The organism is Streptomyces sp. PH9007 (assembly GCF_059813725.1).
Window position 1 is genome coordinate 5,254,257 of sequence record NZ_CM187440.1, and the last position, 13,561, is coordinate 5,267,817.

At 73.3% G+C, this 13,561-nt stretch carries 14 protein-coding genes and 1 pseudogene; 8 read left to right on the forward strand and 7 right to left on the reverse strand.

The window, feature by feature from the left end; translation table 11 throughout:
- Positions 1–21: 21 nt before the first annotated feature.
- Positions 22–936, reverse strand: coding sequence for a GNAT family N-acetyltransferase (locus ACTFAP_RS24210; RefSeq protein ID WP_500467373.1), 915 nt, complete (start codon positions 934–936; stop codon positions 22–24).
- 226 nt (positions 937–1,162) lie between these two features.
- Here ACTFAP_RS24210 and ACTFAP_RS24215 point away from each other — a divergent pair, with 226 nt between their 5' ends.
- Entirely contained in the window at positions 1,163–1,717 is a 555-nt protein-coding gene (locus tag ACTFAP_RS24215) for an FHA domain-containing protein (protein WP_495682306.1), read from the forward strand.
- Positions 1,718–1,944: 227 nt separating this feature from the next.
- On the opposite strand, the gene ACTFAP_RS24220 is transcribed toward ACTFAP_RS24215, so the two are convergent.
- Positions 1,945–4,902, reverse strand: a complete 2,958-nt coding sequence (locus ACTFAP_RS24220) for an alpha-amylase family glycosyl hydrolase (protein ID WP_500467374.1) — start codon at positions 4,900–4,902, stop codon at positions 1,945–1,947.
- A 123-nt stretch (positions 4,903–5,025) separates the two neighbouring features.
- On the opposite strand from ACTFAP_RS24220, the gene ACTFAP_RS24225 reads away from it, so the two are divergent.
- The 3 genes and pseudogenes from ACTFAP_RS24225 to ACTFAP_RS24235 all read left to right on the forward strand — a co-directional run bounded on the left by ACTFAP_RS24225 (position 5,026) and on the right by ACTFAP_RS24235 (position 8,691).
- Complete coding sequence (locus ACTFAP_RS24225; protein ID WP_495682308.1) at positions 5,026–6,255, forward strand: SAV2148 family HEPN domain-containing protein; 1,230 nt, start codon at positions 5,026–5,028, stop codon at positions 6,253–6,255.
- Positions 6,256–6,317: 62 nt separating this feature from the next.
- Positions 6,318–7,412, forward strand: a complete 1,095-nt coding sequence (locus ACTFAP_RS24230; protein ID WP_495682309.1) for a CDP-alcohol phosphatidyltransferase family protein — start codon at positions 6,318–6,320, stop codon at positions 7,410–7,412.
- Positions 7,409–8,691 (forward strand): annotated as a pseudogene (locus tag ACTFAP_RS24235) (macrolide family glycosyltransferase). The gene ACTFAP_RS24230 and the pseudogene ACTFAP_RS24235 overlap by 4 nt, the downstream one beginning before the upstream one ends.
- Here the strand turns inward: ACTFAP_RS24235 and ACTFAP_RS24240 are convergent.
- A complete protein-coding gene (locus ACTFAP_RS24240) occupies positions 8,660–9,343 on the reverse strand; it encodes a TetR/AcrR family transcriptional regulator (RefSeq protein WP_500467375.1) in 684 nt (227 codons plus the stop codon). The pseudogene ACTFAP_RS24235 and the gene ACTFAP_RS24240 sit on opposite strands and share 32 nt — an antisense overlap.
- Between ACTFAP_RS24240 and ACTFAP_RS24245 the strand changes: the two genes are divergently transcribed.
- Complete coding sequence (locus ACTFAP_RS24245) at positions 9,317–9,613, forward strand: hypothetical protein (protein WP_500467376.1); 297 nt, start codon at positions 9,317–9,319, stop codon at positions 9,611–9,613. The two genes, ACTFAP_RS24240 and ACTFAP_RS24245, sit on opposite strands and share 27 nt — an antisense overlap.
- Before the next feature lie 9 nt (positions 9,614–9,622).
- Positions 9,623–10,198 carry a DUF1697 domain-containing protein gene (locus ACTFAP_RS24250; protein ID WP_500467377.1) on the forward strand — a complete coding sequence of 192 codons (576 nt, stop codon included), beginning with the start codon at positions 9,623–9,625 and terminating at the stop codon, positions 10,196–10,198.
- A gap of 119 nt (positions 10,199–10,317) precedes the next feature.
- On the opposite strand, the gene ACTFAP_RS24255 is transcribed toward ACTFAP_RS24250, so the two are convergent.
- The 4 genes from ACTFAP_RS24255 to ACTFAP_RS24270 all read right to left on the reverse strand — a co-directional run bounded on the left by ACTFAP_RS24255 (position 10,318) and on the right by ACTFAP_RS24270 (position 12,359).
- Entirely contained in the window at positions 10,318–10,860 is a 543-nt protein-coding gene (locus ACTFAP_RS24255; RefSeq protein ID WP_500467378.1) for a GNAT family N-acetyltransferase, read from the reverse strand.
- A 25-nt stretch (positions 10,861–10,885) separates the two neighbouring features.
- Positions 10,886–11,311, reverse strand: coding sequence for a gamma-glutamylcyclotransferase family protein (locus tag ACTFAP_RS24260; protein ID WP_500467379.1), 426 nt, complete (start codon positions 11,309–11,311; stop codon positions 10,886–10,888).
- A 64-nt stretch (positions 11,312–11,375) separates the two neighbouring features.
- The gene (locus ACTFAP_RS24265; RefSeq protein WP_500467380.1) at positions 11,376–11,843 is read right to left on the reverse strand and encodes a rhodanese-like domain-containing protein; all 468 of its coding nucleotides are present in this window, start codon (positions 11,841–11,843) and stop codon (positions 11,376–11,378) included.
- Positions 11,844–11,876: 33 nt separating this feature from the next.
- Positions 11,877–12,359, reverse strand: a complete 483-nt coding sequence (locus ACTFAP_RS24270; protein WP_500467381.1) for a cysteine dioxygenase — start codon at positions 12,357–12,359, stop codon at positions 11,877–11,879.
- A 333-nt stretch (positions 12,360–12,692) separates the two neighbouring features.
- Here ACTFAP_RS24270 and ACTFAP_RS24275 point away from each other — a divergent pair, with 333 nt between their 5' ends.
- Together ACTFAP_RS24275 and ssuE are read left to right on the forward strand one after the other, a co-directional pair.
- Positions 12,693–12,776 carry a putative leader peptide gene (locus ACTFAP_RS24275; protein ID WP_354341493.1) on the forward strand — a complete coding sequence of 28 codons (84 nt, stop codon included), beginning with the start codon at positions 12,693–12,695 and terminating at the stop codon, positions 12,774–12,776.
- Between the two features lie 205 nt (positions 12,777–12,981).
- Positions 12,982–13,545: an NADPH-dependent FMN reductase gene (gene ssuE / locus ACTFAP_RS24280; protein WP_386536863.1), complete on the forward strand. Its 564-nt coding sequence runs from the start codon at positions 12,982–12,984 to the stop codon at positions 13,543–13,545.
- Positions 13,546–13,561: the final 16 nt, after the last annotated feature.

The window sequence follows — 13,561 nt, forward strand, 5'->3', positions numbered from 1 at the left end:
ATGCTCGGGCCCGCCCCGGCCTCACGCCAGGCAGTAGCGGTGCTGTGTCACCGGATAGCCCGCCCGGGCGAACGCCTTGGCCATCGGCACATTGCCGGTGTCGGTGGCGGCGTGGATCCGTTGCGCGCCCTCGGCGGCCAGCTGCCGGGTGCACTCCACCAGCAGGTCGTACGCGTAGCCGTGACCGCGCTGCTCCGGGACCACGCCGATGAGGCCGACCACCGGCCCGTTCGGATTGCGCGCCGGCGCCTGGAAGCCGACCGGCTCACCCTCCGGGGTGTACGCCACGCGCCACCACTCGCGCGGTGAGGGACACCAGTTCAGGAACTCCAGCTCCTGCCGGGCGGCGGCGTCGGGGCCGTCCTGCGCGATCGCCCGCAGCGCGTGGGCGTCCAGCGTGGTGCTGTGGATGCGGCGCACGATGTCCAGGACCACGTCGTCGTCGGGCTCGGGCCGGAACACCAGCCGCCCCGGCGCGTCGGGAATCCCGCACTCGGGGGTCCAGGTGTAGCGGAAACGTTCCACCAGCGGCTCGTAGCCGGCCTCGACCGCCGCCGAGATCCGTGCCCCGCCGGCCGCCCGGGCGAGCGGGTCCGAGCGCCAGCCGGGCGGCAGGATCAGCTCGTACTCGGGGAGCAGACCGCTGGCCCGCAGCAGGGCCGTGCCCGCTTCGGGGTCGGTGAAGTCGAACCAGTCCAGGGCGACCGGCTTGGTGTCGTCCGGCCCGCCCCAGTAGGCGGCGCGGGCCACGACCTCCCCGTCTCGCAGCGCCATCCAGACCCACTCGGGGCGGTACTCGCCACCCTCGGCGATCGTACGGACCACGTTGTGCGGCGGGTCGAGCAGCGCGCGGCCGACCAGACCGGCGTCGGGGAGCGAGGTGAAAAGAGTGCTGCTCTCGCCCTCGGCGAGGCAGCGGAAGACCAGATCGGTCATGAGGGAAAGGGGTCCTTCCGGATACGGAGTGCGCGTGGCTTCCGTCCGGTCAGAGAGCACGCCCGGGAACGAGGAGGCGGAAGCGGGACACGCGCGATTCGGTGACACACATGGCAAACGCCTCCTTCCTGGTCCGTGGGCGTGCCAGCACCGTACCCCGGTGCACCGGGGGAGGGCCAACGAGTTATCTGGACAGAACCAACTCCCGTCCCGGAAACTTTGTTTCATGACCTCGATCGAGTCCGGTGTGCCCTCTCCGCGGATATCCGACGCGGATCGTGAGCGTGCCCTCGGCGCGCTGCGCGAGGGCATGGTGGACGGAAGGTTGTCCCACGACACCTTCGAACGGCGGATGGAACAGGTCATGGGGGCCAGGCGTCCGGAGGAGCTCGCCCTGGCGCTGCGGGATCTGCCCGCGTGCGAGAGCCCGGCCGAACGCACCGGCTGGCTGGTGCAGACGGTGGGCCGGATCGCGTCCTTCCAGCACCGGATGTCCGCGGCGTGGCGGGCCGAGCGGCTGCCGCAACTGGTGCTGCCCACCCCGGGGCCGCACCCGCTGTCGATCGGCCGGGCGCCGGGCTCGGCGCTGCGGCTCAACGACGGGAGCGTCTCGCGTTTCCACGCGCAGCTGACGGCCGACCGGGAAGGGTGGCTGATACGGGATCTGGGCTCGGCGAACGGGACCTGGGTGAACGGCCGGCGGGTGACCGACACGCTGCCGGTGCGGCCGGGGGACGAGGTGCGCTTCGGCGCCGTCTCGTACCGCTTGAGCCTGCGGTGAGCGTGCGGTGAGCGTGCGGTGAGTCGCGGGTGAGTCCGCGGTGAGTGGGTGCTGAACCCGTGCCAGGCAAGCCGGTGGCGCCGTGGCCCGACCCGGCCGCGGAAGCCGGTCTGCCGCCCGAGCGGGGGCTGGTGGTGTGGGTCGGCAGACCGGAGTTCCGTGGGTGATCGTGCCCGTGGGAGCGCTCCCAGTGTGGGGGCAGAGCACCGGCTTGTAAAGACGGCGCGTCAGAACCCGTCCCTGCGCACCAGCAGGGCCACCGGGCGGTCGGCGAACACCTCGGCCAGCCGGGTCTTGCCCTGGTACGCGGGACGACGCGCCGTCCGGCCCGTGCCCCGGCCGGCCAGCGCGTCGTCCCAGCGTCCTGGCGGCAGCGGCAGCACGGTGCTGTCCCAGCCGCCGGCGGCCTCCAGCGTCCTGGTGAGGCGGCTGACGGCGGTGAGCACCTGCCCGGACCGGGTGAACGCCAGCGCGTGGTCCCCGGTGGGCCCCTCGGCGGTCAGCGGCTCGTAGCCGGCGCGCGCCCCGAACCACTCGGGGTGTGCGCGGCGCAGCCGCAGCGCCACCGCGGTCAGCCACAGCTTCTCGGCGGGCAGGCCGGCGTCGGCCCCCGGGGCGGTGGCGGAGCCGGGGTCGGCCGCGCCGGACAGCGGGCGGTCCGGGAGCCGCGGCGGGCGGCGGTTGTCGGGGTCCACGAGGGCCCGGTAGACGCTCTCGCCGCCCCGGTAGACGTCGGGGACCCCGGGCATCGTCAGATGCAGCAGCGCGGCCCCCAGGACGTTGGCCCGGATCTGCGGCGCCAGCTCCTGGGCGAACCGGGCCACCGCGTACCCGGGCGCGCCGCAGGGGCCGCCCCGTACGAAGCGGTCCACCGCCGCCTCGTATTCGGTGTCGGGGTCGGTCCAAGTGGTGCGCAGGGCAGCCTCGCGTGCGGCCTTGAGGGTGGCGTCCAGCAGCCGGGCCGGGTCGGGGCCCGGCGCGAGCGCGAACGCCGTCTGCCAGCAACTCCACGCCAGGTGCGGGTCCGGGGCGGACACCCCGGCGTGCGCGGCGCGTTCCGTCACCTCGGTGAGCAGTTCCGCCCACCCGAGCGGATGTTCGGTGAGCGTGGCGAGGGCGGCGCGGACATCACCGCTGCGCTTGGTGTCGTGGGTGGCGTACACGGTGCCGGTGAGTGGCCACGCGTGCTGGACACGGGCGCAGTGCGCGTGGAAGGCGGACACCGGCAGGGCGGGTTCGCCCGGGTCGCCGCCGACCTCGGCGGCGGACAGCAGTGGGGTGAACCGGTATCCGGCACAGTCCTCGACGGCCTTGGCCCGCAACGCGGAACTCACCTGGCCGAACCGCGCCCGGAAGTCCTGCGCATCGCCGTCGCCGTCGGTGGGGGTGCCGAGGCCGGTGTCCGCGCCGGCAGGTGACGTGGCGACGGGTGCGGGACGCCCGGCGTCGGGCACGGCCGTCCGCGCCCGCCCGGCCGGGTGGGGGACGGGAGGCGCCTCGGCCGGGGAAGCGCCGCCGCCGGTCCGGCCGCCGGGGTTCGGCTGCCCGGAGCCTTCGGGCGCCCACCGGGAGATCTGCGGGGCCGGCCGCACGGCCGGTTCGGCGCCGGACCCGCCGTCGCCCGGGGCCACCCGGTGGGTGGCCCGTGCGTGTGTGGTCGCGTCCGGCTCCGAAAGCGACCCGGTCCCGCCGCCCGTCGCATCCGCCGCGTCGGGTCCGGCGTCATCCCGGTCACGGAGCCTCCGTGACGTGGTGGTTCCGGCCGCCCGGTCCGGCCCGGTGGCGGAAGGCCGGGCCGGGTCCGCCCGGTCCGCCGGATCGGTTACCGGCCCGCCCGGCCCGCCCGGTGCGGTCCGGCCAGGGGGGCCGGCCGGGCCGCCCGGAGCCGCGTCGGGTCCCTGGAGGAGCGCGTGGAGCGCGTCCACCGCGCGGGCCTCCGCCGGGGTGGTGACGGCGCCCCGGGCGCTGTCCGCCGTGCGCGCGAGCAGGGCCGTGTCCTGCCGCGAGGGCGGGCGGTCCGCCGCGAGGTAGGGCCGGTAGACCGGCAGGTGCACCAGGAGTTCGGTCAGGGCGGCGCGCAGCGCCTCCGGCGGGTGCAGGCCGCCGCACAGGCGCTGCGCGGTGCGCAGGAGGCGGTCGCGTTCGGCGCACAGGTCCGCGGCGAGGATCTCGCGTGCGGCGCGCCGTACGGTCGGTTCCCAGGCGCCGCCGAGATCGGCCGGGGCGGCGGTGAACCGGCGGTGGTCGTCCGTGAGCCGGTCGGCGCCCACCGGGTCGGTGAGGACGGCGTCCACGTGGCGCAGCGCGTCGTAGCCGGTGGTGCCGGCCACCGGCCAGCCGGTGGGCAGGTGTTCGCCGGTGCCCAGGATCTTCTCGGCCGCCACCCACACGTCCGGGCCGACGCGCTGCCGCAGCCGGCGCAGGTAGCCCTCGGGGTCGGCCAGCCCGTCGGGGTGGTCGACGCGCAGTCCGCCGATCACGCCCTCCGCGACCAGCCGCAGCACCGTCGCGTGGGTGGCCTCGAAGACTGCGGGGTCCTCCACGCGTACCGCGATCAGGTCGCTGACGGTGAAGAACCGGCGGTACGTCAGCCGTGCGAGGCCGGTGCGCCACCAGCACAGCCGGTAGTGCTGCGCGTCCAGCAGCGCCGGCAGCGGCAGGGACTCGGTGCCGGGGCGCAGCGGGAAGCGGTGGTGGTCGCCGTGGCACAGCGTGCCCCCCTCCACCCGCAGCGCGTCCCACTCCTCGCGCAGGGGCGCGCCCAGCACCGGCAGGGGCAGCCGTCCGCCGCCCGCCGCCCAGTCGATGTCGAACCAGGCGGCGGCGGGGGAACCGGGGCCGTCCCGCAGGAGCTGCCACAGCGGGGCATTGAGCCGGGTGTCGGCGGGGAACGCCATGTGGTTGGGCACGATGTCGGCGATGATTCCCAGCCCGCGGGCCCGGGCCTTTTCGGCCAGGTCGCACAGGTCCTTCTCGCCGCCGAGTTCGGCGCGCACCCGGGTGTGGTCGGTCACGTCGTAGCCGTGCCGGGAGCCGGGCACGGCCTCGAGGATCGGCGACAGGTGCAGGTGGGAGACGCCGAGCGAGGCGACGTACGGCAGGAGCCGGGCCGCGGCGGCGAATCCGGCGCCGGGCTCCAGCTGGAGGCGGTAGGTCGCGGTGGGGGTCCGGGGCACCTGTGTCATGACCGCCGCCCGCTCCGACTGCCGTGTCCCACGGCGTGGTTGAGTCCGTACCGTGCTGCGCGGCCGGCCGCGCGCGCAGTAGGCTTCCTTGATCCAACGGCGGGGTGGAAGGCGGTGCAGGCGGTGAGCTCGTCCGGGCTTGAGCTGCCCTCGGGGAACGGGGGTGAGACCGCGGAGGCGCCGACCCAGGCGGTGCCCGTGCCGCGTCCCGTGGAGATCGGGGCCGATCTGGGCTGGACCGAGGCGGACTGGTCCGAGGTACGCACCCGGGTGGAGCGTGCCGGGCGGGCATATGTCTGGCTCAATCTGGTCGAACAGCGGCTGCGTTCGGTGGTGGCCGCGGTGCTGCGTCCGGTGTACGAGCCGGTGCACGGCGAGGAGTGGGAGATCGCGGCGGCCGGTCCCGCCGGGCAGGAGTGGGTGCAGCGGGCGGCGGCGCTGCGGGAGGTGAGCCGCCGCAAGGGGCTGGTGCTTGATCCGGCCGATGACACGGTGCTCGCCTTTCTGACGCTGCCTCAGTTGCGTGAACTCATGGTGCAGCACTGGCCCTGTTTCGCCCCGTATTTGGACAATCGTCGCGAGCTGGAACTGACGCTGGACGAGCTGGAGGTGGCGCGCAGCGCGGTCAGCCGCAACCGGGGGATGAGCCGGGCGGTGCTGGAACAGGCCGAGCGCGGCTGTTCCCGGCTGCTGCGGCTGCTGGACTCGGGGGTGCCCGCGGACGCCGGGCGGTTGCCGGCGGACGCGGTGGAGCGGCTGGTGGGGGACCGGTTCACGGATGTGGCGGGGGTGCATCCGGACCGGGTGCGGTTGCAGCGGCAGCTGCCGCCGGAGGAACTGTTCGGGGGCGCCAGGCGGCTGGACGCGATGGGGACGGCGCTGGGGCTGCTGGTGCAGAACTACCCGGGTCGGCGGCTGGCGCATCTGGCGGCCTCGGGGTGCCGGGTGCGGCTGCTGTTCCTGAACCCGGCGAGCGGGGCGATGCGGCGCCGGGAGCGCGAGCTGGGGCTCAAGCGCGGGGAGTTGGGGCGCTCGGTGGAGACCAACATCCTCCAGGTGCGCCGGGTGCGCAGCAAGGTGCGCGATCCCGAGGCTTTCGACATTCATGTGTTCGATGAGATCCCCCGATTCAGTGCTTATTTTGTGGACGGTGACAGCCCGGACGGGGTGGCCGTGGTTCAGTCATATCTAAGGAGAATACGGGGAATGGAAACCCCGGTTCTCGTTCTCCGGCGCGCGGGTCGGGAGATACCGCACCGAACGGACGCGGCAGCGGATGGCGAAATCACGCTTTTCGAAACCTACCGTGAAGAGTTCGAATGGGCCTGGGAGAATTCCCGGCCCGTTTCGTGACATCACGCTCCGTGTGAAAGTGGTAGCGTCTTTCAGGTCCTATTTCCGCCTGGAAGCAGACCATGCGTCACGACATTCCCCCCCTGACAGAGGTGCGCCGGACCACGCAGAAGAAACGGGACGCGTGGTGGACCGTCCTGCTGGTGGACCCGCTCGCCACCCCCCTCGTGCGCTGGACCGCGCTGTGGACCAGGATCACGCCGAATCAGATCACCTGGCTGGCCCTGTTCTTCGGTCTCGGCGCCGCCGGCTGTTTTGCCTTCGGCACCTGGAACTGGCTGCTGGTCGGCGCCCTGCTCTATCACGTGAGTTTCGTCCTGGACTGTATGGACGGGAAACTCGCCCGGCTGACCGGGACCGGCTCGGTATTCGGCGCCTGGCTCGATTATGTGTTTGACCGGATCAGGGTATTGGTGTGCGCGGTCGCCCTCATGGGTGGCCAATTCTCCCGCACCGATGATGTGATCTATCTCTGGCTGGCGCTCGCGGTGGTCTTCCTCGACATGCTGCGGTATATCGACGCGCTCCAGATCTTCAAGATCCGGCACGGGATGCGCAAGCAGATCAAGGCCCGTGCCCGCCGCGCCAGGGAAGCCGAGAACGCCACCGAACTGGCCTTCATGGAAGATCTCCTGCGGGAGAATCCGGAGGCCGACACCGATGCCGTCGCCGCTCACCACGATGGCGAAACGGACACGGCGGCCGAGGCCGCCGAGGAGCGGGCGGTGCCCGCCCAGCGCGCCTCCGCCTCCCCCTCCGCCGTGGTCCCGGTCACCGTTCCCGCCCCGCAGGGGGACGCCCGCCCCGGCCGTCCGGTGACCGCCATCGTCGATCTGCACCGGGAGTTCCGTTCCCGGTTCCCCGGCTATCTGCGCCTGCGCGCCTTCCTCCTGCGGCACCGGATCCGTACCCACCTGGTGAGCGGCATCGAGTTCCAGATGGCGGTGTTCATCGTCGCCCCGGCGCTGAACGCCGTGGTCCCGGTGACCATTGGCGCGGGCGTGCTGCTGCTCGTCTTCGAGCTGGCGATCATCTACAAGCTGCTGCTGTCCACCCGGGACTTCGCCCGCACCCTGGACTCCTTCGACGCGGCCGAGAGCCGGCGGCGTGCCCAGGAGGAGGAAGCCGCGGAGTCCGGCGCACCGGTGGCCGGCTGAGCGACCGCACCCCTCTCCTCCAGTTGCACGAGACGTATCGTCTCGTTACGCTGACGGCATGACCGCAGCCGCGCCGGCCCGCCGCGCCCACATCGCCATGTTCAGCATCCCGGCCCCGGGCCACATCTTCCCGAGCCTTGAGGTCATCCGTGAACTCGTCGCCCGGGGCCACCGTGTCACCTACGCCATCCCCGAGTCCTTCGCCGACACCGTCGCGGGAACGGGGGCCGAGCCGAAGACGTACTCCTCGCTCCTCAGCGTCGAACAGGAGTGGGGCGAGGAGTACCTGGACCAGGTGGAGCCCTTCCTGGAGGACAACATCCGGATGCTCCCCCAGCTGGCCGAGGCGTACGCGGGTGACGAGCCCGATCTGGTGCTCTTCGACATCGCCCCGTTCTGCGCCCGGATACTCGCCCGCCGCTGGCAGGTGCCGGCCGTCCAGCTCTCCCCGTGCATGGTCGGCTGGAAGGGCCTGGAAGAGGTCGTGGCCCAGCAGGAGAAGGACCTGAGGGACAGCGAGCGAGGCCGCGCCTACCTGGACCGCTTCCAGGGCTGGCTGGACGCCAACGGCTTCACCGGTTTCACGCCGCTGCGGTTCATGGCGAGCCCCGGCCGCACGCTCGCGCTCATTCCCCGGGCCATGCAGCCGAACGCCGACCTGGTGGACACCGATGTCGCCACCTTCGTCGGGGCCTGTCAGGGGACCCGTGCCCATCAGGAGGAGTGGGTACGCCCGGCGGCGGCCGGGGGCAAGCGGCTGCTGCTGATCTCCCTCGGCTCCTCCTACACCGACGAGCCGGAGTTCTACCGCGCCTGTGTGCGGGCGTTCGGCGATCTGCCCGACTGGTACGTGGTGCTCCAGATCGGCTCCAGGGTGAGCGCGGAGCAACTGGTGGACGAGGGCGAGAAGCTCCCGGGGAACATCGAGACCCACTCCTGGGTGCCGCAGCTGTCCATCCTGCGGCAGGCCGACGCGTTCATCACCCACGCGGGCATGGGCGGCAGTCAGGAAGGACTGGCCAACGCCGTCCCGATGGTCGCGGTGCCCCAGGGCGCCGACCAGTTCGGCAACGCCGAGCTGCTCGCCGGGCTCGGCGTGGCCCGGCATCTCCCGAAGGCCGAGGCGAGCGCCGAGGCCCTGCGTGCCGCCGTGCTCGACCTCGCCGGTGATCCGGAGGTCGCGGCCCGGCTGCGGGAGATCCGGCGGGGGATGGCCGCCGAGGGCGGCACCCCGCACGCCGCCGACCTCATCGAGGCGGAGCTGCCAGCAGCTCCCTGACCAGGACCGCGCCCCACCACTCCTCGATCCGCTCGGGCGGCCAGCCGCGTTCGGCGGTGAGCGTGGTGTACACGTCGATGGTGCACAGGGCGGCGTAGATGTCGATGGCCGACGGGATGTCGAGGCCCGCGCGCAGCGTGCCGTCGGGCCACGCGGCGAACACCTGCGCCCGGGTGGCGTCCCCGCGCCGCCGCCCCTCCTCGTACGCCGTCGCCAGCTCGGGCTCGGTGCGGCCCGCCTCGCGCAGCAGGAGGATAACCTCACCGGCCCGCTCGTACAGCCGCCGGTCATAGCCCGCCATCGCCGCCAGCTGCCGTACGGGATCGCCCTCCGCCGCCTCCAGTTCGGCCACCAGGCGGTCCACCCCGGCGGACAGGTCGGCGGCGTCCGCGACCGCCCGGATCAGCCCTGTCTTGTCGCCGTAGGCCGCGTAGACGGTCGGCACGGAGACCCCCGCCTCGTCCGCCACTGCCCGCACGGTGGTGGCGGCCCAGCCCTGGCCGGTGAACAGCCGGCGCGCGGCCTCGGCGATCCGGGAGCCGCCCCCGCCGCCCTGCCGGCCGTCCTGGCCCTGGGGCCCCTGACCTGGGCGCTCTCGACCGTCTTCGCGGCGGCGGCCGTCGCCGTGCTGTGGCGCGCCGAGCGTGTCCACGCCACCGCCTGGTCGCTGGTCGGCCTCGCGCTGACCGGCTTCTCCCTCGCCGGGGTGCGCGCCGGAGTGATCGGGCGCCGGCTGGGCGGGCTCGGACTGCTGGCCGCCACCCTCCACTTCGCCTCGGCCACCCTCACCCCGCTGATCACCGGCGGCGACGGTCCGCTGGGCCTGCTCGGCCTCATCGGCTGGCTGCTGTGGGTGATCTGGCTGGCCGGGTACGGCAGTGCGCTCGTCCGGCTGCGGGGCATTGTCGGTGGCGGCTCCTAAGCTGCGGGCATGACGGAAGGTACCGAACCCGGGGCCGCCCGGTTCGTGGCACTGCTGCGCGGGATCAATGTCGGCGGGCACCGCAAGGTCCCGATGGCCGATCTGCGGGCGGTGCTCACGGAACTGGGGTACGGGGCACCGCGCACGCATCTGCAGAGCGGCAACGCGGTCTTCACGGCGGCTCCGGGCGCCGACCCCGCCGCGCTGGGCCAGGAGGTGGCGGCGGCGCTGGAGCGGCGGTTCGGGTTCGCCGTGGACACCCTCGTGCTCAGCGCGGAACAACTGCGCGCCGCCGTACGGCGCTGCCCGTACGACACCGACGGGCTCGACCCGGCCAAGCTGCTGGTGCTCTTCCTCGACCGGGCCCCCGACCCCGCCGCCCTGGACCGCCTCGACCCCGGGCGCTACGCCCCCGACACCTTCCGGGCCGGTGAGCGGGAGGTTTTCGCGTACTTCCCGGACGGCATGGGGCGCAGCAAGCTCGGCGACGCCCTCGTCGGCGCGCTGAAGGGCCATGTGGCCACCGGGCGGAACTGGCGCACCGTCGGGAAGCTGCTGGAGCTGGCGGCGGCGGAGCCGGGCTGACCCCGGCCGGGGCGTCCTCCGCCTCGGTGATCGCGGCCCTGCGGCGGGTCACCCCGGGGGCCGGCGCGGCCGGCCGCAGCATCGACGCCTCACCCCCTGGGGAGGGTGACGCCGGTGGCTCAGCGGTCGGTCGCGAGCCGGGCGTGCAGTTCGACATCGTGCCGCACCCCGTCGTACCGCAGCTTCTCGCGCTGCACCCCCTCCACCGCGAACCCGGCCGCGCCGGCCACCCGGCAGGAGGCCGGATTGTCCGTCCGGTGGCCCAGTTCCAGGCGGTGCAGGCCGAGATCGGTGAAGCACCAGGCGGTCAGGGCGCGCAGGGAGGCACGCGCCACCCCGCGGCCACGGACGGCGGGCAGCGTCCAGTACGACACCCAGCCGCCGTCGTGCGCCGGGGCGAGCTGGGAGACGGCGACGCAGCCCAGCAGGGCGCCGTCCCCGGTCACCGCCCAGGAGTACCCGGTGCCGGCCGCCCGTTCGGCGGTGCGCCGCGCGATCCAGTCGGCCGCCGCCGCGTCGTCCACGGTCGGTCCGGGCGGTACGGAGCCGAACTGCCGGATCATCAGCGGCGCGGCGAACGCCTCGCGCACGGCGCGCACATCGGAGTCGGCCCACGGGCGCAGCGACAGTCCGCCGTCCGTGGTGAGCCATGTGGTGGTCACCGGCGCACGGTAGCCGCGCCCGGCGTCAGCGGGCGAGCCAATTTCCCCCCGGGATCGGGGTGCCCGTCGTGCGCAGCCGGGTGGCCAGGGGGTCCGCCGCCAGGTACGTCCAGGCGCGAGTGCCGTCCAGGACGCGGACCACCAGCCGGTCGTAGTCCGGGCCCTCCAGACGGTCCAGGGTGGCCAGTACCTCGTCGAAGGCCGGCTCCGGGACGTACATCAGCTCCCCGGTGATGGTGGCCCGGGCTCCTCGGGCGGGGGCCTCCTCGTGCCCGCCGTCCGGGACGGCCACCGCGTACGGGAAGCCTGGCCCCTCGTACAGCATCGCGCCCGCCAGGACGGCGGGCTCCTCCCGGACGGTGCGGCCGCGCAGCGTCCACGCGTAGTGGCGCTGCCCGGCGCGCAGAGTGCCGTAGACGAAGAAGGGCAGGCGTTCGGCTCGTGCGGGCATGCCGGTCATCCTGCCCGGTCCCGCTGTATCAGGGCGCCCACTGGCGGTAATCGGTCTGTACCATTTACGATGACGGACCCGCCGGGGTGGGAGAGGGACCCGGCCGGTGGTTGAGCTGCGTGTCGCCGCGTAGGGGGGAATCGCCGGTCGGGTCTGGGACGGTCACGGGCAGCCCGGCCCGCCGCCACGCCTGGAAACCGCCGGTCAGATCGGTGGCCCTGCGCAGCCCGATCGCCCGCAGCGAGGCCGCCGCCAGCGAGGAGGCGTACCCCTCGTCGCACAGCACGATCCAGTGCACATCACGCCCCGTGGCCTCCGGCACCGACGCCCCACTGGCCGGGTCGCAGCGCCACTCCAGATGATTGCGCTCGATGATCAGCGCGCCCGGGACGGTGCCGTCCGCCTCCCGCTGGAAGGCGGGCCGGGTGTCCACCAGGACCGCGCCCGCCCGCCGCGCCGCCTGCGCCGCCCGCGGGTCGAGCCGGTCCAGGCCCTCGCGCACCGCCGCCAGATGCTCGTCGATCGTCGTCATGGCTCAGCCCCAACTCCCTGTGCGTTCCCGGTCTCAGTCGTCGATCGTGTCGGTGCGGTCCAGCAGCAGCGCGCCGTCCGCCCCCAGCCGGTAGTAGTTCTGCGAGGCCAGCGCCGGGCCGTACGCGTGGACGCTGAGCGCCGGCTCGGTGCCGCGGTTGCTCACCCGGTGCACATAGCGCGGGCCGAACGACCGCAGCCCGCCCACCGGAAGCCGCCGCGCCCCCGGAAAGGTCTCCTCGCTCAGCGTCCCCTCCACCACCGTGAACGCCCCGGCCGAGCCGCCGTGGTCGTGGATCTCGGTGCCCTGGCCCGGCAGCCACGTCAGCAGCCACACCTCGTACCCCTCGGCGCGGTGCAGCCGGTGGTACCAGCGCTCGGACGAGGTGAAGCGGGCCAGCGCCCGCCACGACTCGGGCCGGGCGGCGACCCGGCGCACGGTCTCGGCCAGCCGGGCGGGGGAGAAGGGGACTTCGTCGGCTGCGGAGGAGCGGGGCGTGGCAGAGAAAACAGACATGGATGACCTCGTGCGCGGTGCCGGATGCGGTGGGCGGAATGCGGGACGCCGCGCCCACGGCTGACACCGGGCGCGACCGTCAGGGACGGCCGCGGCGACACAGCGCGCTGGCCACGCGGACAAAGTCCACGTGCTGCCTGGAGAAGAAGCGCTTGCCGGTCGACATGAGGGCCACATTGGCAGCCCACCCGCGCCCCGGTCAAGCGGCCCCCGAGTTTTCACGGACGTCATCCGGCGAAATATGACCCCCGCCCGTTTGCCGTTGTTCCAGCAATTGAGACGGAGCGGCAATACCTTGACGCCGACCGGAGGTTGCTGGCAAGCTCACGTACTGTGAGTCAAGCTGACGTTCTCGTGACGCGCCTGCACGTCGATCTGCGACGGCAGGCCAGCGCTATCTGTGCCAACGGCCACTGAACACAGCACAGCTGACCTTCTCCGGCCCGCAGTGGCCGTGAATCTCCGGCACCAGCCGCGTCTTTGAATCCCCACCGCCGGCGGGCGGTATCCCGTCATTTCTGCGGCTCCAACCGGAAATCGCGCCACCGTGCCACCCAGCCCTGCCTCGCCATGCCCGATTTCCCCGGCCCTTTTCTGGTTTTCGATGAACCCGGAGTGATTCATGACGCACATTCTCGCGGTATCGGCCAGTCCGACCAGGGAATCGCGCACCGCCGCACTGGTGCAGCACGCCATCGACCGGCTCTCGCTCACCGGATTCGACGCGGGGCACCTGGTACTGCGGGAACTGCCGGCCGAGGAACTGCTGGGCATCCGCCGGCCGGGCGCCGTGCTGCGGCGCGCGCTGGAGGATGTCGCCGTCGCGGACGGGCTGATCGTCGCCACCCCCGTGTACAAGGCGGCCTACACCGGCCTGCTGAAGACCTTCCTCGATCTGCTGCCGCAGTCGGGTCTCGCGGGCAAGACGGTGCTGCCGCTGGCCACCGGGGGCGGCTACGCCCACGTCCTGGCCATCGACTACGCGCTGCGCCCGGTGCTCACCGCACTGCGCGCCCGGCACGTGGTCGGCGGCTGTTACCAGCTGGAGGACGACATAGCCCGCCGCCCCGACGGATCCGCGCAGATCCGTCCCGAGGCCGAACTGCGCCTGTTCGACGCGATCGACGACTTCATCGAAGCGCTCCCCGCGTCCACCGCCGCCGGTTCCGCGCCCCTGCCGCAGTGACCTCAGTGACCTCTGG